The 18851-nt window shown below is 74.4% G+C and carries 16 protein-coding genes; 5 read left to right on the top strand and 11 right to left on the bottom strand.

Translation table 11 applies throughout. The annotated features are described in order from the left end of the window. Nucleotides 1–312 precede the first annotated feature (312 nt). Nucleotides 313–729: an SsgA family sporulation/cell division regulator gene (locus ACZ7RU_RS26615; RefSeq protein ID WP_097237712.1), complete on the top strand. Its 417-nt coding sequence runs from the start codon at nt 313–315 to the stop codon at nt 727–729. Nucleotides 730–893: 164 nt separating this feature from the next. Here ACZ7RU_RS26615 and ACZ7RU_RS26610 read toward each other — a convergent pair whose 3' ends face one another. The 4 genes from ACZ7RU_RS26610 to ACZ7RU_RS26595 form a co-directional block, all read right to left on the bottom strand. Next, nucleotides 894–2294, bottom strand: a complete 1401-nt coding sequence (locus ACZ7RU_RS26610) for a glycosyltransferase 87 family protein (protein ID WP_470343481.1) — start codon at nt 2292–2294, stop codon at nt 894–896. 212 nt (nt 2295–2506) lie between these two features. After that, nucleotides 2507–4096 carry a glycoside hydrolase family 18 protein gene (locus ACZ7RU_RS26605; RefSeq protein ID WP_470343480.1) on the bottom strand — a complete coding sequence of 530 codons (1590 nt, stop codon included), beginning with the start codon at nt 4094–4096 and terminating at the stop codon, nt 2507–2509. A gap of 279 nt (nt 4097–4375) precedes the next feature. Beyond that, nucleotides 4376–5884: a sensor histidine kinase gene (locus tag ACZ7RU_RS26600; protein WP_470343479.1), complete on the bottom strand. Its 1509-nt coding sequence runs from the start codon at nt 5882–5884 to the stop codon at nt 4376–4378. After that, nucleotides 5881–6585, bottom strand: coding sequence for a response regulator transcription factor (locus tag ACZ7RU_RS26595; RefSeq protein ID WP_470343478.1), 705 nt, complete (start codon nt 6583–6585; stop codon nt 5881–5883). The genes ACZ7RU_RS26600 and ACZ7RU_RS26595 overlap by 4 nt, the downstream gene beginning before the upstream one ends. Before the next feature lie 134 nt (nt 6586–6719). Between ACZ7RU_RS26595 and ACZ7RU_RS26590 the strand changes: the two genes are divergently transcribed. Next, nucleotides 6720–7274, top strand: coding sequence for a hypothetical protein (locus ACZ7RU_RS26590; protein ID WP_470343477.1), 555 nt, complete (start codon nt 6720–6722; stop codon nt 7272–7274). Between the two features lie 32 nt (nt 7275–7306). Here ACZ7RU_RS26590 and ACZ7RU_RS26585 read toward each other — a convergent pair whose 3' ends face one another. Further along, nucleotides 7307–7849: a VOC family protein gene (locus ACZ7RU_RS26585; protein ID WP_470343476.1), complete on the bottom strand. Its 543-nt coding sequence runs from the start codon at nt 7847–7849 to the stop codon at nt 7307–7309. Nucleotides 7850–8052: 203 nt separating this feature from the next. On the opposite strand from ACZ7RU_RS26585, the gene ACZ7RU_RS26580 reads away from it, so the two are divergent. Together ACZ7RU_RS26580 and ACZ7RU_RS26575 are read left to right on the top strand one after the other, a co-directional pair. Then, a complete protein-coding gene (locus tag ACZ7RU_RS26580) occupies nt 8053–8610 on the top strand; it encodes an Lrp/AsnC family transcriptional regulator (RefSeq protein WP_470343475.1) in 558 nt (185 codons plus the stop codon). Between the two features lie 153 nt (nt 8611–8763). After that, on the top strand, nt 8764–9534 hold the full coding sequence (locus ACZ7RU_RS26575) for an IclR family transcriptional regulator (protein ID WP_470343474.1): 771 nt from the start codon (nt 8764–8766) through the stop codon (nt 9532–9534). A gap of 46 nt (nt 9535–9580) precedes the next feature. On the opposite strand, the gene ACZ7RU_RS26570 is transcribed toward ACZ7RU_RS26575, so the two are convergent. The 3 genes from ACZ7RU_RS26570 to ACZ7RU_RS26560 all read right to left on the bottom strand — a co-directional run bounded on the left by ACZ7RU_RS26570 (nt 9581) and on the right by ACZ7RU_RS26560 (nt 13322). Further along, nucleotides 9581–10387 carry a S16 family serine protease gene (locus ACZ7RU_RS26570; protein WP_470343473.1) on the bottom strand — a complete coding sequence of 269 codons (807 nt, stop codon included), beginning with the start codon at nt 10385–10387 and terminating at the stop codon, nt 9581–9583. A gap of 38 nt (nt 10388–10425) precedes the next feature. Further along, nucleotides 10426–11076 (bottom strand): IclR family transcriptional regulator, encoded by a 651-nt coding sequence (locus tag ACZ7RU_RS26565; protein WP_387756885.1) that lies wholly within the window; start codon nt 11074–11076, stop codon nt 10426–10428. A gap of 413 nt (nt 11077–11489) precedes the next feature. Then, entirely contained in the window at nt 11490–13322 is a 1833-nt protein-coding gene (locus ACZ7RU_RS26560; RefSeq protein ID WP_470343636.1) for a DEAD/DEAH box helicase, read from the bottom strand. Nucleotides 13323–13633: 311 nt separating this feature from the next. Here ACZ7RU_RS26560 and ACZ7RU_RS26555 point away from each other — a divergent pair, with 311 nt between their 5' ends. Further along, nucleotides 13634–14059: an SsgA family sporulation/cell division regulator gene (locus ACZ7RU_RS26555; protein ID WP_470343472.1), complete on the top strand. Its 426-nt coding sequence runs from the start codon at nt 13634–13636 to the stop codon at nt 14057–14059. A 104-nt stretch (nt 14060–14163) separates the two neighbouring features. On the opposite strand, the gene ACZ7RU_RS26550 is transcribed toward ACZ7RU_RS26555, so the two are convergent. Genes ACZ7RU_RS26550 through ACZ7RU_RS26540 form a run of 3 tightly spaced genes read right to left on the bottom strand, consistent with a single transcriptional unit; the run spans nt 14164 to nt 18703 of the window. Next, nucleotides 14164–16773, bottom strand: coding sequence for a bifunctional lysylphosphatidylglycerol flippase/synthetase MprF (locus ACZ7RU_RS26550; RefSeq protein ID WP_470343471.1), 2610 nt, complete (start codon nt 16771–16773; stop codon nt 14164–14166). Further along, a complete protein-coding gene (locus ACZ7RU_RS26545; RefSeq protein ID WP_470343470.1) occupies nt 16740–18065 on the bottom strand; it encodes an alpha/beta hydrolase in 1326 nt (441 codons plus the stop codon). The genes ACZ7RU_RS26550 and ACZ7RU_RS26545 overlap by 34 nt, the downstream gene beginning before the upstream one ends. Next, the gene (locus tag ACZ7RU_RS26540; protein WP_387756881.1) at nt 18062–18703 is read right to left on the bottom strand and encodes a class F sortase; all 642 of its coding nucleotides are present in this window, start codon (nt 18701–18703) and stop codon (nt 18062–18064) included. The genes ACZ7RU_RS26545 and ACZ7RU_RS26540 overlap by 4 nt, the downstream gene beginning before the upstream one ends. Nucleotides 18704–18851: the final 148 nt, after the last annotated feature.

The raw sequence follows: 18851 nt of genomic DNA, 5'->3' as shown, positions 1-18851 counted from the left end.
GCGCGCCCGGCGCTCGGCGCGCGTGGGGGCGCCACCGATGGGCGGACAGTCGCCGGGCAGTCACAAAGGGTAGTACCTCATCGAAGCCGTGACGGGAAGTTCGCGATTCCCCGGACAGCGGGGGGTCGCTCAAGGTAGGGAACCCAGCGCACGACATTTGCTCGCGCGCCGTGCCGCCCGCCGTTCACCACCCCTCACCGGACTTCCCGAAGAAATCCCGGAAACGTGTGTAAGAGCCGCTGCGGACCGGCCTCTCAAAGGTCACAGGGGCCCGGAACCGGGCACCGCCCGAAGGCAGAGAGGAAGACGATCATGGAGCGTCCCGTCAGCGTCGTCGAGCACGAGCTGGAGCTCAACCTGGTGCTCTCGCCCGAGCACAGCGTCCCGGTCCCGGCCCGACTGTCCTACGGCAGCCACGACCCGTACGCGGTGTACATCACCTTCCACCTGGACACCGGCTCCCCGGTGACCTGGGTGTTCGCCCGCGAGCTGCTGGTCGAGGGCACCTTCCGCCCGTGCGGCCAGGGCGACGTGCGGATCTGGCCGACCCGTTCGGGCCGCCGCAGCGTGCTCTGTCTGGCGCTCAGCTCGCCCGCCGGCGACGCGCTGCTGGAGGCCCCGCTGCCGGCCGTCGCGGCCTGGCTGGAGCGGGCGCACCGGCTGGTCCCGCCGGGCAGCGAGCTGGCCGCGCTGGACATGGACGGCTCGCTCGCCGAGCTGCTCGCCTAGGCATGCGCCGCAGCGTGCACTGGCACGTACAGCAGCACGAGCACGAGCACCCTCGGGACCACGCGGACGAGCAGCGGGCCCGGCGGAAGAAGCGCAAGGAGCGCAAGGAACGAAAGGACGGGAAGGACCGGAAGCAGGGACACGGCAGCGGCGCCCCCGTCGGCTCAGCGGGCTGCGGGGGCCTGCTGACGGCCGCGGGCGGAGTCCGGACCGCCGACGTCCCGCTGCCCGGGCAGCCGGACCAGCGGCGCACCGGCCGAACGCCGTCGGGCCCTTATCCGGACGGCGGCGGCGAGCAGGAAGCAGAGTCCGACCCACGGATAGACCGAGGTCGGCAGCTGGCGCCACGGTGACATGTCGAGGACGGCCAGGCCGACCGGCTTCGCGGCCCACATCGCGAAGGACAGGAACGCGACCAGGGTGCCCCAGAAGACGGCCCGCCAGCGCAGTCGGCGGACACCGGCCGGACGGGCGTGCTCGACCGAGGCCTCGGCGGCGAGCAGGACGAGCATCGGCACGCACCAGACCCAGTGGTGGGTCCAGCTGATCGGCGAGATCAGCACGGCGGTGACGGCCGCGCAGCAGACGCCCCAGGCCTCGGCCCGGGGCAGCCAGCGGCCGCTGCGCGCGGCCCAGGCGGCGACGGCGAGGCCCGCCAGCGCGACCAGGCCGGCCCCGAGGGTGGCGACGGTGCCGGGGTCGGCGGCGTGCAGCAGGCGGGCGAAGGCGCCGCGCATCGACTGGTTGTCGACGATCCAGGTCTTGCCGACCCGGGAGGAGTCGTAGAGGTACTTGGTCCAGAAGCCCCAGGTGGCGTCGGGCAGGACCAGGGCGCCGAGCAGGAAGGTGCCGAGGAAGGTGAGGCCCGCCACGAAGGCGGCCCGGACCCGGCCGGTGATCAGCAGGTAGACCGCGAACAGGCCGGGGGTGAGCTTGATGCCGGCGGCGATGCCGATCGCCATGCCCTTGCTCCGCCGCCCGTCCGCGCGGGTGAGGTCCCAGAGGACCAGGCAGGCCAGCGCGAGGTTGATCTGGCCGTAGCGGAGCGTGGTGAAGACCGGTTCGAGCCAGACCCCGAGGCCGGTCACCAGGACCACGCCGATCGGCCGCAGCTCGCGGCGCGGCCAACCGGCCAGCTTGAAGGACAGGTGGGTCAGCAGGGCGAGCAGCCCGAGGTTGCCGAGAGTGATCGCCACCCGGAGGAAGGGGACCGGGAACCAGGTGGTCGGGACGAACAGCATCGCCGCGAACGGCGGGTAGGTCGCGGGGAGGTTCCACTCGGTGACGCGCAGCTCGTACAGGTCGGTGCCGTTGGCCACGGCGGCGCCCTCGGCCCGGTAGACGATCATGTCCACCATCGAGGTGTGGACGAAGTGGCGGACCACCGCGTACACCAGCAGGGACAGCAGCGCCACGGCGGAGGCGGCCAGCAGCGGACGGCGGGGGGCCTCGCGCAGCGCCCGGCCGGGGGCGCCGAGGGCCCGGCGCAGCCGGTCCGACAGCAGGGCGGGCGAGGGGTCGGGTGCGGTCCGCACCGGGCTGCGCTCGTCTTGCACCGCTGTCACTGTCCACTCCGTCCACGGCTCGGCCAACCAGCGACGATACCGGATGCCGTCCGGGTGGAATCGGACACGATCGACTACCCAGCGTGACAAAGTGGCCCTGACCGGCCGTGCTTCCGTGCGGACGGAGCACGGACGGCCAGGGGCGGAGTCCGGGCGGCGAGGGCCGGGACCCGATCCGGATCCGGCCGGGGCCGGACCCGGGCAGCCGGGCCTCAGCCCGTGTACGCGCCCAGGGCCCGGGTGAAGTCCAGCGGCTGCTGGACGATGCTGCTGCACGTCGCGTCGGCGTGGGCCTTGGCGCCGCCCTCGCAGGCCTTGTCCCGGGTGCCCGACCACATGGCCAGCCAGGCCAGGTGCCGGCCGGCCGCGAAGTCGGCCAGCTGCTTGGCGTCGGCCACCGTGAAGACCTCGCTGGCCACGTCGTTGACGCCGATCATCGGGGTGACCGCGACCTTCCGCCAGGCCGCCGCGTCGTCCAGCCCCAGCACGCTCTTGACCTGGGCCTGGGTGGCGGTGGCCGCGGCGATCGCGTACTTGCCCATCTGCCCCTGGGGGTCGGGGGCGACGCCGTCGCCGAAGTCCATCGCCATGATGTTGACGGCGCCGACCGCGACCCCGTTGCGCTTGGCGTCGGCGACCAGGTCGACGCCCTCCTGGGTCAGCCCGGAGGGCAGTGCGGGCAGGGTGAAGGAGACGTCCAGGGCCCTGCCCCCGGCGGCGGCGTTCCGCTGCAGCTGGGCGATGGCCTGGGCGCGCCGGGTGTTGGCGGCGGTGTTCGCGATCGCCCCGCCCTCGACGTCGAAGTCCAGCCGGGTGAGGCCGTAGGCGTCCACGACCTTCTGGTACGCGGCGGTCAGCTCGGCGGTCGAGCCGCAGGCCAGGGCGAGCTCGCTGCCGTTGGCGCCGCCGAAGGAGACCCGGACGTCGCCGCCGATCGCCCGCAGCGCGCCGATCCGGGCGGCCACCGCGTCGGCGGCGAGGTCGCTGACGCCGCCCCACTTGGGCACGCAGCCGCCGCCGGACACCACGAAGGCGAGGTTGAAGTTCTTCACCCCGGTCGCCTTGGCGGTGGCGACCAGGTCGTACGGCGGGTAGAGCGAGGTGTCCACGTACGGGGCGAAGCCGGCCCCGGCGCCGACCGGGGGAAGGGGCACACCGGTCGCCGTGGGGGTGACGGTCGGGGTGGTGGTCGGCGCCGGGGTGGTCGGCTTCGCCGTCGCGGTGACGGTCGGCGTGGCGGTCGGAACCGCGGTGGCGGTCGGTGCGGCGGTGGCCGTCGCGCTCGCGCTCGCCGTGGGCGAGGGGGCGGTGGTCGGGCGCCCCGAGGGGGTGGGCGCGGTGCCGTCTCCGGCCTTGCAGGAGACGTTGTTGACCAGACAGTTGGCGGGCTCGGTCTGTGCCGCGCCGGCGCCCTGGGCGACGAAGCCGACCACCACGCTCCGGCCGGGCTCCAGCCTCCTGTGCCAGGCCTCCGGCCTGACCGTGACGTGCTGCCCGTCGACGGTGAAGGTGGCGTTCCAGAGCGAGTCGATCCTCGCCCCGGCCGGCAGGTCGAAGCTGAGCGTCCAGTCCTCGATCGCGCTGCCGTCCGGGTTGGTGACCAGGTACTGGCCGGTGTAGCCGGCGTCCCAGGAGCTGGTGCGGCTGTAGACGGCGCCCAGCGAGGCGGCGCTGGCCGAGGAGGCGAGGAGGACCGTCCCGCCCGCGACCAGGGCGGCGGCGACCGCGGCGGCCCCGACGATCGCGCCCTTGCGGCCGCGCCTGCGGTGGCCGGCGGGGCGGCGGGTGGGCTGGGTGGTCATGGCGCGTTACCTCCGCGGATGCCTACGGTCGGCCGCCGTCCGGGCGCGGGTGCGTACGGACCTCCGGGCGGCCGGCCCGGCTCGGTCGGGTGACCGGCGCGACCGACGCTAGCGGCGGCCCGGGCGCGGAACCGGCGGCCTGAGCGAGGGGTAGAACTCCCTTAGGTCGCCGTTAAGAAAGACCCCCACCGAAGCCCCACGAAGCCCCCACCAAGCCCCTGAACCCCTCGCCCCTGACGCCCCGCCACCACCCCCGGCACGCGTCCCCCAGACCCGCCGTCACCTCTGGAACAGCGCGCCCCGGGCCCGCCGCCGTCCGCCCCGGGCGGGCTCCGCCGCCGGCGGCCGGGTGCGCAGCCGCAGCCGGGTCTCGGCGCCGCCGAGCACCGCGGAGCGGCCGAGCGCGAGGTCCCCGCCGGTGGACTCGGCGAGCTTGCGGACGATGTCCAGGCCGAGACCGGTGGAGCCCTCGCCGCCGTGCCCCTCGCCGCGTTTGAGGGCGGCGGCCGGGTCGCTGTACCCCGGTCCGGCGTCGCCGACCAGCACGATCACCGAGCTGTCGGTGGCCAGTACGTCCACCGAGAAGGCGGTGCCGACGGCGGTGTGCCGGAAGACGTTGCCGAGCAGCGCGTCGACGGCGGCCGCGAGGTCCCCGCGCTGGACGGGCACCGGTGCCGCCCGCTCGGCTCCGGCCAGCTGCCAGCGGCGCCCCTCGTCCTCGGCCAGCGCCGACCAGAAGCCGACCCGCTCCCGGATCACCTCGGCGGCGTCGCAGCCGACCGCGACGGCGGGCGCGTCCTCGGGGGCGCGGCGGGCCGAGCGGATGATCTGGTCGACCTCGCGCTCCAGTTGGGCGACCGCGTGCCGGGTGGCGTCGGCCGCGTCGCCCTCGCCGAGCGAGGCGGCGTTGAGCCGCAGCACGGTCAGCGGGGTGCGCAGCCGGTGCGACAGGTCGGCGGCCAGTTCCCGTTCGGCGGCGAGGAGTTGGACCACCCGGTCGGCCATGGTGTTGAACGCCTGGCCGGCCTCGCGCAGCTCCTCGGGGCTGCCCTCGACCTGCTTGCCCTCCACCGGGACCCGCACCGACAGGTTCCCCGCGCCGAGCGAGCGGGCGGCGCCGGCGAGGCTGCGCGCGGAGGCGACGATGCGGCCGCCCATCCGGTCGGCGACCAGCACCGAGATGGCGACCAGGCCGAGCGCCACGGCGGAGAGCACCTGCCAGGCCGTGGCGACGCCGCCGGTGAGGTCGCTCTCGGCGACGAACACCTCGACCACCGCGGTCCGCCCGGTGTCCACCGCGACCGGCTGGAGCAGGGCGTACCCGCCGGGCACCTTCACGGTGAAGGAGCGGCCCTGTCCACCGGCGGTGGCCACGTCGGCCGGGGCGGCTCGCGCCTCCCCCAGCATCGGGCCCTCCGGCTCGCCGCTCCCGCCGCCGCGGACCGCGTCGCCGCCGCCCGTCCCGGCGCCACCGGCCGCAGCGACACCCGCCCCGGCGGCACCCGCCCCGGCGGGCTGCCCGGCCGCCGGAAGGTGCACCGCCATCCGCCCCTGCCCGCCGGCGTCCGTACTGGCCAGCGCCCGGTTGACGGCGTCCTCGTCGGTGGTGATCGCCAGGGCCGGTCCGAGCGCGGCGGCCTGCCGCTCGGCGGCGGTGAAGGCCCGGTCCCGCGCGGTCTGCTGGACCATCATCCCGAGCGGGATCAGGAAGGCCAGCGCGACCATGGTGGTCCCGGCCACGGCGGCCTTGATCAGGGCCCAGCGCAGCGAGCGCCCGAACCGCCTCATGTCCGGTGCTCCGCCGAGCCCCCGACGGCCTCCAGCCGGACCCCGACGCCCCGGACGGTGTGCAGGTAGCGGGGGTTGGAGGCGGTCTCGCCGAGCTTGCGGCGCAGCCAGGAGAGGTGGACGTCGATGGTCTGGTCGCCGCCGTAGGTCTGCTGCCAGACCTCGGCGAGGATCTCCTTGCGCGGCACCACGACGCCGGGCCGGGCGGCCAGGAAGGCCAGCAGGTCGAACTCACGGCGGGTCAGGTCGAGCGGCCGTCCGTCCAGCGCGGCCTCCCGCCGCTGGAGGTCGATGGCCAGTCCGCCGACCCGCAGCACCTGGGCGACGGGGGCCGCGCCGCCGCCGAACCGGCGCAGTACCGCGGTCATCCGGGCGCTGAGGTGCTCCCCGGAGAAAGGTTTCACCAAGTAGTCGTCGGCGCCGTCGTTGAGCAGCCGGATGATCTCGGCCTCGTCGTCCCGGGCGGTGGAGATGATCACCGGCACGTTGGTCAGGCCCCGGATCATCTTGAGCGCCTCGCTGCCGTCCAGGTCGGGCAGGCCCAGGTCGAGGATCACCAGTTCACAGCCGACCTGGGCGACCTCCCGCAGTGCCTCCAGAGCCGTGCCCACGCTGCGGACCGCGTGACCGGTGTCGGTCAGGTGGCGGATGAGGGCGGAACGTACGAAGGGGTCGTCCTCGACCACGAGCACTGTTGCCATGGCCCTGCACGGTACGCCATCGCCGGTCAGTGGTCTGTACCTCGGGGGTCGGTCCGGACATTGTGCAACTGCCCTGCTGAATACCGGGGGTACCGGTCTCCATCCGTTTGGAAATACGGCAGGATGTGCGAACGATGCGGAACGGACTGGTACAACTCGGCGCCTGGGCGGCGGCCACCGGGGCGGCGGTGGCGCTGTCCTGGTTCGGCGTGCACGCGGTGCTGACCGGCGCCGCGTTCGAGCAGCCGACGGCGCTGCCGCTGCCCTCCCCGAAGGCCGACGGCACGCCGCACTCCGTGGTCGCCACCCTGGACCAGCCGCGCTCCGCCGCACAGTCCACGACCCCTTCCCCGGCGGCCTCCCAGACCGCCACCGCCGCCCCCGCCACCACCGCTTCGCACGGCCGGGCTCCCGCCACCACCGCCGCGCCGCCCACCCGCAGGCCCGCCCCCGCCGCCACCGCGACGTCCACGGTGAGGAGCTACCCGGTCCCGGGCGGCAAGGTCGCGCTGGACCTGAAGCCGGACCGGGCCACCCTGGTCTCCGCCACCCCGGACCCGGGCTGGCAGATGCAGGTGTGGACCAACGGCCAGTGGCTGCGGGTCGACTTCACCCGGGACGACGAGGCCAACTCGGTCTTCGCCTCCTGGAACGGCCACCCGCCGATCGTGGAGACCGCGATCCGCTGAGGCGGGTCCGACGATTCCCGCCGGGCGCCCCGTCAGAAGCCGTCGCGCGGCACGTACCCCGGCAGGTACGGCCCCGCGTACCCCGCCCGGTCGACCAGGGTGTGCCGGGTGCCGCCCGGCACCCCGATGGTGGCCAGCACCACCGCGCCGTAGTCGTCCCGCGCCTCGTACGGCTCGGCCAGCGACAGCGCGCCCCGGTCCACCGCGTAGTCGTAGGCGTAGTAGACGTCCGGCACGCTCACCGCGAGGTCCAGCACCCCGTCCCCGTACCGGTCCAGGTACGCGGCCAGCTCCCGGCCGCGCGGTCCGGTGGTCCGCACCGGGGAGGAGAGCACGATCCGCGTGCCCGGCGCGGTCAGCACGTACGAGAGGGTCTCCGGCTCGCCGGTCTCCGGCCCCGCGTAGGCGGTGCAGCGCAGCCCGAGCGCGGCGCAGTAGCGGCGGGCCGCCCGCTCGGCGTCGGCGACCGCGAAGACCACCGCGTCGGCACGGCCCGCCGGCAGCGGCCCCGCCTCCGCCGGGTCCGGTACGAGGCCTGCCCCGAACAGGGCGGGTTCGGCGGCGGTGTCGGTCATGACTGCCCTCCCGGTAGGCGTACGGACCATCCTGGCCGCCCCGGGCACCGGGAGTGGGGCCCTGCGCACGGGGGTGTGGCTGGAGGGTGGCGCCGGGCCGACCCGCGCGCAACTGTTCCGTTTCCTCCTGGTCAAGCTGTGCCCCGGAGCGGGAGAATCGACCGCGCCGCTGTACAGAATGCCCACCACAGGACGGTGCCGCGATGCCCCCCGCCCACGCCCCGAGCTCCCCCGGCTCGCCCGGCTCCGCCGCCCCGCACGGAACTTCCGCCGCACCGGCGGGCGGCACCAACGACACCATCGACGCCCTGGACGGCCGGCTGATCCGGCTGCTCGCGGAGGAGCCCCGGATCGGGGTGCTGGAGTGCTCGCGCCGGTTGCAGGTCGCCCGGGGCACCGTGCAGGCCCGGCTGGACCGGCTCCAGGCCAAGGGCGTGATCGGCGGCTTCGGCCCGGAGGTGGACCCGGCGGCGATCGGCTACCCGGTGACGGCCTTCGCCACCCTGGAGATCTCCCAGGGCCAGGGCGCGGACGTGCGGGCGCACCTGGCGAGCGTGCCGGAGGTGCTGGAGTTGCACACCATCACCGGGATCGGGGACATGCTGGTGCGGATCGTGGCCCGGTCCAACGCCGATCTGCAACGGGTGATCGACCGGGTGCTGGGCTTCGACGGGATCGTCCGCTCGTCCACCGCGATCGTGCTGGAGAACCCGGTGCCGTACCGGATCCTGCCGCTGGTGGACCAGGCTGCCGCCGAGTAGGAGGGTCCGGGCGGCCCGACGCGCCGATCCGGGCATAGGCATGAGGCGCCGATGGCCGCAAGATCTAAATATGAACGTTCTACCAACCCTCGCGCCGGCCCGCGGCCCGCTGACACCCGCGGCAGCCGCACCCTTGCCCGGGTCGGCCCCCGCATGACGAACGCCGTCGCGGCCGACGGTACCGCCCCCACCCTCATCGCCTCCGCCCAGCGCGCCCTGCGCCTGCTGGAGGCGGCCGCCCGCTACCCCAAGGGCGCCACCGCCAAGCAGCTCGCCCGGGACACCGACCTCGCCCTGGGCACCGCCTACCACCTGCTCCGCACCCTGGTGCACGACCACTACCTGGAACGCCGTCGCGGCGTCTACCTGACCGGCCCCGCGGTCGCCGCGCTGATCCGGTACGACGGTCCGGCCACCGGCCGGGCCCGGCTCAGGGCACTGCTGGGCATGCTCGCCGACGAACTCTCCGCCGCCGTCTACTTCACCTGGTACCGGCACGGCGAGGTGGAGCTGGTCGAGGCCGCCGGGGCCCCCGGCGCGCCGCTGATCGACCGGGCCTGCTTCCGGAAGGGCGCGCACGCCACCGCGGCCGGCAAGACGGTACTGGCCCTGATGACCGCCGAGGAGCGCCGGGACCACCTGGCCCGCTACCCGATGGTGCCGTTCACCCCGTACACCCTGCGGGACCCGGCCTGCCTGCCGCTGCTGCCGCGCCAGGGCCCGCGGCGGGTCGTCCCGATCACCCAGTTCCAGGAGTACGCGATCGACATGGCGGGTGCGGCCGTGCCGGTCGTCGCGGGCAACGGCATCGGCGCGATCTCGGTCTCCCTGCCGATGGCCCAGGCGCACCGGCTGGCCGGGGTCGCCGCCCAGCTGCACACCCGGCTGGGCGACGACTTCGCCGCGGTGGCCTTCGGGATCTGAGCCCTCCCGGACCGGGCCGACCCCGTGCGGGGGGGGGAAAGCCCGGTCAGCAGGAGGGGACGGTGCCGCCGCTCTTCAGCGCCTGGAGGGCGGCGACCGCCTCGTCGAGGGTGCCGACCGGCACCAGGCGCAGCGACTTCGGGGTGTTCACCCTGGCATCCGCGCACTCGTCCTTGGGCAGCAGGAACACCGTCGCGCCGTCCCGGGCGGCCGCCTGCGTCTTCAGGGGGACGCCGCCGACCGGGCCGACGGTGCCGTCCTTGTCGATGGTGCCGGTGCCGGCGATGGTGAGCCCGCCGGTGAGGTCGCCGCCCCTGCCGTCGCCGGCCAGCTTGTCGACGATGCCCAGCGCCAGCATCTGGCCGGCGCTCGGGCCGCCGACCTCGCCCAGGTCGACCTTGACCTTCACCTGGTCCGGCGACAGGTGGAGGTGGTTCAGCGCGGCCGCGGTGGCCGCGTCCTGGGAGTCGGCCATCTGCTGGGCGGTCGCCTCGTCGGCCTTCACCGGGTCGGTCTCCGGGTAGACCGTCTCGGTCGGGCGGACCGCCTCCCGCGGGTCGAACCAGGCCCGCACCGAGCGCCAGAAGGTGTTGCGCTGCCCGGCGTTGGTCGCCGTGATGGTGACCATCCGCAGCTCGCCCTCGGTGGTGCGCAGCGGCGCCCCGGTGATGGTCAGCACCGGCCTGTCCTGGTACGAGCCCAGGGTGTCCGCGGTCAGGCCCGGCCAGGTGATCGTGTACGGCAGCGGGACGAAGGCGGCCACGCCGAACAGCGCGGCGACCAGCACCCCGCACAGCGTGAGCGCGCGGGTCCGCGGGGAGGTGAGGGCCTTGGAGAGCTTGGTGTCGGACACAAGGGGAATCCAAACACACCCGACCCGGTGCGCGGGCGCTACCTCAGGGCGTCGGCCACCTCGGTCGCCGCCTCCACCACCCGGGGGCCGACCCGCTCGGGCACCAGGCCGTTCAGCATCACCACGCCGACGCTGCCCTCGATGCCGCTCAGTCCGACCAGCGCGGCGGCCGCCCCGCTCGCGCCGGACTGCTCCTCCGCGCGGGTGATGACGAAGCCCTGTTCGGGGCGGCGCTGGCTGGGGAAGGTGCGCGCCTCCAGGATCGCCCGGCCGGCCGCGCTCTCGGTGAGCGGGTGGCGCAGGCCGGTCCGGTAGGCGACGTGGAAGTCGGTCCAGCTGGGTTCGACCACGGCGACGGCGAGCGCCTCGTTGCCGTCCACCAGGGTCAGGTGGGCGGTGGCGCCGAGGTCCTCGGCGAGGCTGCGCAGGGCCGGGAGGGCGGCCTCGCGCAGCAGCGGGTGCACCCGGTGCGCGAGGCGCAGCACGCCGAGGCCCACCCGGGCGCGTCCGCCGATGTCCCGGCGGACCAAGCCGTGCTGTTCCAGGGTGGCCAGCAGCCGGTAGACCACGGTCCGGTTGACGGCCAGCCGGGCGGCCAGCTCGGTCACGGTGAGCCCTCGCTCGGAGTCGGCGAGGAGCTTGAGGACCCGGACGCCGCGGTCCAGGGTCTGGGAGGTCTCGGCAGTCACGACGGGCAATCCTTTCCGCGGCGCTCGCGGGGCGGGCGGCGCCGTTCCAAGACCGGTGTCGCGCGCAGGTGGGGGTGGCCGCGCTCGGACCGTACGGCGTCGTCCTTGACGCGCACGGCCCTGCGGCGCCGTCCCGCGGGGGTTGCCCGGCGGAAGAGCGTGGGGGAAAGGTAGTGAAGGAAATGACGTGGCGGAAGTGGTTGTCCAAAATTCGGGCGTGATCAACTTCAACACCGCCTCGAAACCAGGACAAACCCCCGCGATTCGCCGGTTGTGCCGGGGTGCGGACGCGCCCCCGGTCCGATGTCCGGACGCGCCGGAGCGGACGGGGTGCCCGGACCCGGCCGGGGCGCGCCGGTCCGCGGAGCGTTCCTCAGCTCGCCGAACCGCTCCTCCGCCCGCTCCCGGCTCCGCTACTTGGCCCACTCCCGGATCTTCGCGATCCGCGCCCTGAGCTGGTTCGCGGTGGCCTGCGCGGTGAGCGGCCCGCCGCACTGGCGGCGCAGCTCGTTGTGGATGGTGCCGTGCGGCTGGCTGGTGCGGTGGTGCCAGGCGGCCACCAGCGCGTTCAGCTCCTTGCGCAGCTCCCGCAGCTCCTGGTGGGTGACCACCGGCCGCTGCTCGGCCGGCAGCTCCAGCAGGTCGGCCTCCTCGGCGGGCTTGGTCTTGCTGCGCTGGATCTGCCGGTGCTGGCGCTTCTGGAGCAGCATCTGCACCTGGTCCGGCTCCAGCAGGCCCGGGATGCCGAGGTAGTCCTCCTCCTCCTCGCTCCCCGGGTGGGCCTGCATGCCGAACTCCATGGCGTTGTACAGGACCCGGTCGAAGACCGCGTCGGAGCCCAGCGCCTCGTAGGAGAACTCCTCGCCGCCCGCGCCGTCCGGCCCGTCGTTGGCCCGCTCGGCCTCGGCGAGCAGCCGGTCCTCCTCGTCGAAGAGGCCCTCGCCCTCCTTCTTCGGGCGGTCCAGCACGTGGTCGCGCTGGAGCTCCATCTCGTTGGCGAAGCCCAGCAGCAGCGGGATGGTCGGCAGGAACACCGAGGCGGTCTCGCCGCGCTTGCGGGCGCGCACGAAGCGGCCGACGGCCTGGGCGAAGAACAGCGGGGTGGAGATCGAGGTCGCGTACACCCCGACGCAGAGCCGGGGCACGTCGACGCCCTCGGACACCATGCGGACCGCGACCATCCAGCGCGAGGTGCCCTCCGCGTAGTCGGAGATCCGCTTGGACGCCTCGGCCTCGTCCGAGAGCACCAGGGTGACCTTCTCGCCGCTGATCTCGCGCAGCATCTTGGCGTAGGCGCGGGCCACGTTCTGGTCGGTGGCGATGACCAGCCCGCCGGCGTCCGGGATGGCCTTGCGGACCTCGGTGAGGCGCCGGTCGGCGGCCTGGAGGACGGCCGGGATCCACTCGCCCTGCGGGGACAGCGCGGTGCGCCAGGCCTGGGCGATCAGATCCTTGGTCATCGGCTCGCCGAGCCGGGCCTCCAGCTCGTCGCCGGACTTGGTGCGCCAGCGCATGTTGCCGCTGTAGCTGAGGAAGATCACCGGGCGGACGACGTGGTCGGCCAGCGCGTGCCCGTAGCCGTAGGTGTAGTCGGCGACGGACTTGCGGATGCCGTCGCCGCCGGCCTCGTACGCCACGAAGGGGATCGGGTTGGTGTCCGAGCGGAACGGCGTACCGGTCAGCGCCAGCCGGCGGGTGGCCGGCTCGAAGGCCTCGAAGCAGGCCTCGCCCCAGGACTTGGAGTCACCGGCGTGGTGGATCTCGTCCATGATCACGAGGGTCTTGCGGGCCTCGGTCCGGTTGCGGTGCAGCATCGGGTTCACGCCGACGCCCGCGTAGGTGACCACGATGCCGTGGTACTCCCGGGACAGCGGCCCGGAGGAGTACGCCGGGTCGAGCTTGATGCCTATCCGCGCGGCGGCCTCGGCCCACTGCTTCTTCAGGTGCTCGGTCGGCGCGACCACGGTCACCTGCTGCACCAGGTGGTTGTGCAGCAGGTACGAGGCCAGGGTGAGCGCGAAGGTGGTCTTGCCTGCCCCCGGGGTCGCGACCGCGAGGAAGTCGCGCGGCTGCGTCTCGATGTACTTGTCCAGCGCACCCTGCTGCCAGGCCCGCAGCTTGCCCGCGGTGCCCCAGGGGGCACGGCCAGGGAAGGCCGGGGAGAGGTGGTGCGAACCGGCGGGGGCGGCATGGCCGACGGACCGGGCGGGCGCCTGCGCCTCCGGCACGTCGGAGAACAGCGGCATCGAGGAGGCGGCGGCAGTACTCACGGTCTCCGAGGGGGGATCATCGCAGGTCAGAGGCGGTTTTGCGGCCTCGCCCCGCGGTCGGGAGGCAATCGGACAACCCGCCCAGCGTACCGGTCCGGCGCCGTTCGGGCCTCCAGGCGAGGCTCCGCGCCGGGCCCCTGCGGCCGGAAATCGATGTGACCCGGAACACATCGAATACCTCGTGGAACCGGGTAAGCACCACGCGTCCCGGGACTCTCACCAGGGTGAGGCCGTACCAACCCCACCTGCCCTCGCGCGGCCTCGCACCCGACCGAAGGGACCCGTCCGTGCGCACCGTCGAAGAGACCGTCCAGGCCCGCCTGATCCTTTCCACCCACCGCTCCGTCCGGCTGCGGGTGGTGCTCGGCTACCTGCCCGAGGACCCGCTGGCCGTGCGGATGGCCTTCCCCTCCGAGTTCTCGCTGGACGACCCCGCCGAGCGCCGGGACAGCGCCGACATCGTCTGGATCTTCGCGCGCCAGCTGCTCTCGGCCGGCCTCGAGCTGCCGGCCGGCGTCGGCGACGTGCACGTCCGGCCCGCGACCGGCCGGCGCACCATGGTCGAACTGCGGGCACCCGAGGGCACCGCGCTGCTCCAGTTCGACTCCGCCGACCTGCGCCGCTTCCTGTGGCGCAGCCGCCTGGTCGTCCCCGAGGGCGACGAGCACCTGCACCTGGACGCCGACCGCGCGCTCGCCCAGCTGCTCGGCTGACGGGGGCTGTGACCCGTCCGCCCGCCTCCGGGCCGTGACGTCCGTCGGCGGCAACCCGGGTCCGGGGCCCGGGAAGCCCGTACGGTCGCCCGCCCCCGGGCGGATCAGCCCGAGAGCCTGCGCATCAGCCGGACGCCCTGGGCCGCCGTCAGGTGCGGCAGGTACGCCTTGCCGATCGCCCTGGTGATGCCGGGCAGCGCGGCCGGGTCGGGGTACGCCATGTACATCGGCCGGTACTCCGGCTGGAACTTCGCCTTGAACGCCAGCAGCGAGCGGAAGCCGTACACCGGCTCCAGCACCCTGCCCATCCAGTCCAGCATCCGCTGGAGGCCGGTGGGCTCCTCGTCCTGCCCGGTGCGGGCCAGCGGCGCGCCCGACAGCGACAGGAAGCGCGCGCCCTCCTCCTTGAAGCCGAGCGCGGCCGAGGCGATCAGGAACTCGCTGACGCCGCGGAAGCCGTCCGAGCGCCGGCGCATGAAGTCCAGCGTCCAGCCGACCGGCACGCCGTCCTCGTAGACCGGCATCCAGCTGGTCAGCCCGTGCACCACCCGCTGCTCGTCCACCGCGATCAGCACCCGCACGTCCGGGTCGTCCAGCTCCTCCAGCCCGCCGAGCGTGAAGCCCATCTCCGGCAGGCCCTTCTCGGAGACCCACTCCTCGGAGATCGCCCGGATCTGCTCCCGCAGCGCGAGCGGCGCCTCGTGGTACGCCCACCACTCCGCGGAGATGCCCTGCTTGCCGGCCTTGTTGAGGGCGGTGCGGATGTCCTGCCACTTGCGGCCGGTGAAGGCCAGCTCGGGCAGCGGCACCACGGTGTCCTCGGCGACCTGCACCGAGCGCCAGCCGAGCCGCGCGGCGGCGGCCCTGGTCTCGCCGCAGACGCTGTAGAAGCAGGGCGTCCAGCCGCGCGCGTCGCAGTACCGGGCGAAGCCGGCCACCGCCCGGGCCCGGTCCTCCGGTGCGCCGAACGGGTCGCCGGTGGTCAGCGCGACGGTGCCCACCACCCGGTAGGCGACGGCCGCCCGGCCCTCCTCGTCGAACCAGTAGTGGTTGCCGTCCCAGGTGGCGATGAACGAGAGCGTCCCGCCGCCGTGCTCGGTCAGCAGCGCCCGCGCCCGGGCGGCCGCCGCCGCGTCGGTGTGCAGCACCGGGCGGCGGAAGACCGACAGCAGCACGGCCAGCGCGACCCCCCAGAACGCCAGCCCGCAGTACGTCTCCAGCAGGCGCGCCACCGGCCCGACCGCGATCGGGTAGTCCGGCAGCAGGTCGTTGTACGCGGGCGGCAGGAACTGGGCCGGCAGCCCGGCCACCAGCCGGCGGGCGGTCGCCCCCGGCTCGAACTCCCCGGCCACCAGCCGCCCGACCCCCACGTAGGTGGCCGCGGAGGCCAGCGCCGCGCCGCCGAGCACCAGGACCAGCCGGCGCATCGAGCGGCCGGACAGCCGCAGCGGGAACCGCTTGCGGGTGACCAGCAGCAGGACGGTGGTCAGCACCGGCAGCAGCAGCGCCTCGACGAAGTACTGCACCACGTCCCGGCCGACCGGCCCGGCCTCCAGGTACAGCCAGCACAGCAGCGCCGCCCAGAGCAGCTCGGTGGCCACGGTGACCAGCCAGGCGAACCGCAGCCCCCGGCGCAGCCCCTCGGCCAGCACCAGCAGCAGCGCCGGGAACAGCGCGGCCATCATCCGGCCCGGGGTGTCGAAGATCCGGACGACGGCGTGCGCCCGGGCGCAGTCGTGCGCCGACACCGCGCAGAAGTCGGCCACCTCCTCCGGGCTGAGCCGGTGCGAGAGGTACAGCTCGGAGAAGGTGTTGAACGGCCCGCTGGCGTTGTCGTACAGCGAGGCGAGCAGCGGCCCGAAGGCGGCGGCGACCAGGCAGAGCGCGACCAGCACCCGGGTCTCGGAGTGCGAGGAGCGGTGCGTGCGCAGGTGCGGGCGGCCCCGGCTGAGCAGCGCGCCCAGGCCGAGACCGGCCAGCGCGGCGGCGCACCGCTGGACGCTCTGCAGGTGGCCCACGTACAGCGTCATCACCAGCGGGACGAGCAGCACCAGCAGGTGCAGCCGGCGGCGCCAGAGCACGGTGAGCCGGTACCCGAGCACCCCGGCCAGCGCGAACACGCCGACGCCGGGGCCGACCGCGATCTGGTCAGCCACCGAGGCGGTCCACGGCTCCCCCACCGCGGAGCCGAACGCGACCAGCGCGGTGCCCAGCAGGGTGCCGACCACCTGCCCGCCGACCAGCACCGCGAGGGTGCGCGGCCGCCCGAGCCGGTGCTCGGCGGCCGGGCCGACCAGGAGCAGCAGCAGGGTGGTGAACACGTACGAGCCGCTGCCCGAGCACCAGGACATCGAGGTGACCGGCGCCCACCAGTGGCCCTCGGCCAGCGTGGACGGGCCGATCCCGGCCCGTTCCAGCAGCCGGTCGGACGGGCCGTGGCCCAGGCTGCCGGTGGCCGCGCCGAGCAGCCAGAGCCCGGCCAGCAGGGTCAGCGTCAGCGGCGCCGAGCGCAGCCGGGAGCCGAGCACCCGGGCCGCCCGCCGGAGCCGCTGCGGGCGCGGCTCCGCGGTGCGGGTGACCGGGGCCCGGCCGCGCTCGGCGCCGCGCTCGGCCGCGCGCTCCGCGTCCGGCCCGGGCCCGCGCTGCTCCCCGACGGTGGCCAGCGCGGTCCCCGCGCCGGTCACCGGGTCAGCCCGGTCTGCTGGGCGAGCCACGGGAGCTGCTCGGCGATGCCGGGGCGGAAGACGACCCAGCCGTGGCCGCCCGGCATCAGGTCGAACTTGGCCTTCATTCCGGCCGCCTGCGCGGCCTGGTAGACCTTCTCCATCTGCGGTCTGAACTCCTCGTCGGTCTCGCCGACGACCAACGCGACGTTGGTGTCCGGGAACTTCTTGCGGGCCATCACCTGGAGCGGATCGACCGCGTCGAACTTCTTCTCGTCGCCGCCGAACGCGGCCTTGACGGTCTGTTCCCGGCTGCCCAGGGTCGGTTCCTCCTGCCCGGACATGTCGAGGACGGTGCCGTACACCTCGGGAGCGTTGACGCCGAGCTGGAGCGCGCAGGTTCCACCCATCGAGGCGCCGCCGATCGCCCAGGCGTTCCGGCCGGTCGCGGCCTGGAGGTTCTGGTGGACCCAGTCGGGGACGTCCGCGGCCAGGTAGGTCTGGGTCTTGGCGATCCTGGAGTCGAGGCAGAGCGTGTTGGCCCAGGTGGAACCGAGCTGATCGGGCATCACCACGATCGGCGCGAGGCCGTTGTGCTCCGCGGCGTAGGCGTCCAGCGCCTCGTTGATCTGCGCGGAGAGCACCCAGTCCCCCGGGATGCCGGGCTGACCGGTGATCATCACGACCACCGGCAGCAGCGGCCGCGGGGTGGCCTGGTAGGCGGGCGGCAGGTAGACGTACGCGTCGCGGGCCTTGAAGCCCGACTTGGTACCGGGGATCGGCACCACCGAGACGGTGCCCTTCTCGGGCAGGTCCGCCGGGGGCTTCCAGACCTCCTCCAGCGACTTGCCCGGCGGGGCGGACACCACCTGGCCGGCCTTGGTGGCGACCAGCCCGTCGGTCTTGGTCAGCCACGGCGCCAGCATCACGCGCCCGCTGGGGAACTGGCCGAAGCCGATGTTGACCTCGGAGGACGCCATCAGCACCACCAGGCCGGTCAGGCCCAGCGCGAGCCCCCGCCGCCGCCAGGTGAGCCGGCGCATCCGGTAGCCCGCCAGGCAGAAGCCCAGCAGGGCGACGGTTATCCACCAGGTGACGTACCGGGGCGTGCCCTCCGGGAAGGGGTGCCACCAGCCGTCGACCACGGCGTCCAGCAGCCAGCTGAGCGCCGCCGCCGTCAGCAGGGCGGCGGGCAGGCGGACCCGCCACCAGCTCCGGCCGCGGCCGACGGCGAGCGCGAACAGCGCCGCCCAGCCGGCCGCGAGCACGGCGTGCGGGATCAGCCCCTCGGTGAGCGGCCAGTCGATCGGGTTCCAGCGGGTGGCAAGGGTCAGCGTGCTCATGCGGCTTTGCCCGGCGGGGTGGTGTCGGCCAGGAAGCCGTAGGCGACGACGTTGCCGTCGTAGCCGTGTTCCGCGCTGTACGAACCGCCGCAGGTGATCACCCGCAGCTGTGCGTCAGCGGCCTGGCGGTAGACCCGGTCGTCCGGGAAGTCCTTTCGGTCGTGCACTTCGATGGCGTAGAGCTGGTAGACGGCGGTGGCGCCGTCCGCCCGGGCGATCTCGATCCGATCCCCCCGACGGAGCGCGCCCAGATGATAGAAGACCGCGGGGCCGGCCTTGTTGTCGACGTGCCCCGCCAGGATCGCGGTGCCGCGCTGACCGGGGCTCGCCCCGCCGCGGTACCAGCCCGCGAGGTTGCGGTCCGCCTCCGGCGGGGTCTGGAGGCGGCCGTCGGCGTCCAGCCCGAGCGCGGTCACCGGGGCGTCCAGCCGCACCGCCGGGATGCGGATCCGGGTCGGCGCGGACGGCCCCAGCGGCGGGACCACCGAGACCGGCGCGATCCCGGCCTGGGCCTGGCCGGCCTGCGGAGCGGGCGGCAGCGACCGGCCCCCGTCGTGCAGCAGCCAGGCGCCGAGCACCAGCGCGGCTCCGGCCGCCAGGGTGCCCGGCCACGGACCCCTGCCCTGCTGGACGCCCACGGGCGCTCCCCTCTGCCGACGGAATCCCGCTTCCTGGGAGTTTCCTGGGAACAATTCAACCGGAACGGACTGTAGGGCACGTCCATACGACGGTCGTATCAACACCCGCCGATCGGCAGGGCTGATGGCCTCTTCCCTGCACGCCGTG

This window comes from Kitasatospora sp. NPDC114501, from assembly GCF_055633695.1.
This window is presented reverse-complemented; position numbering and strand designations above follow the sequence as displayed.

Excerpts from the sequence above, each read along its gene's own strand:
- ACZ7RU_RS26615 (WP_097237712.1), top strand. The coding sequence starts at position 313 with ATGGAGCGTCCCGTCAGCGTCGTCGAGCACGAGCTGGAGCTCAACCTG.
- ACZ7RU_RS26605 (WP_470343480.1), bottom strand. The coding sequence starts at position 4,096 with ATGACCACCCAGCCCACCCGCCGCCCCGCCGGCCACCGCAGGCGCGGC.
- ACZ7RU_RS26600 (WP_470343479.1), bottom strand. The coding sequence starts at position 5,884 with ATGAGGCGGTTCGGGCGCTCGCTGCGCTGGGCCCTGATCAAGGCCGCC.
- ACZ7RU_RS26595 (WP_470343478.1), bottom strand. The coding sequence starts at position 6,585 with ATGGCAACAGTGCTCGTGGTCGAGGACGACCCCTTCGTACGTTCCGCC.
- ACZ7RU_RS26590 (WP_470343477.1), top strand. The coding sequence starts at position 6,720 with ATGCGGAACGGACTGGTACAACTCGGCGCCTGGGCGGCGGCCACCGGG.
- ACZ7RU_RS26585 (WP_470343476.1), bottom strand. The coding sequence starts at position 7,849 with ATGACCGACACCGCCGCCGAACCCGCCCTGTTCGGGGCAGGCCTCGTA.
- ACZ7RU_RS26580 (WP_470343475.1), top strand. The coding sequence starts at position 8,053 with ATGCCCCCCGCCCACGCCCCGAGCTCCCCCGGCTCGCCCGGCTCCGCC.
- ACZ7RU_RS26575 (WP_470343474.1), top strand. The coding sequence starts at position 8,764 with ATGACGAACGCCGTCGCGGCCGACGGTACCGCCCCCACCCTCATCGCC.
- ACZ7RU_RS26560 (WP_470343636.1), bottom strand. The coding sequence starts at position 13,322 with ATGCCGCTGTTCTCCGACGTGCCGGAGGCGCAGGCGCCCGCCCGGTCC.
- ACZ7RU_RS26545 (WP_470343470.1), bottom strand. The coding sequence starts at position 18,065 with ATGAGCACGCTGACCCTTGCCACCCGCTGGAACCCGATCGACTGGCCG.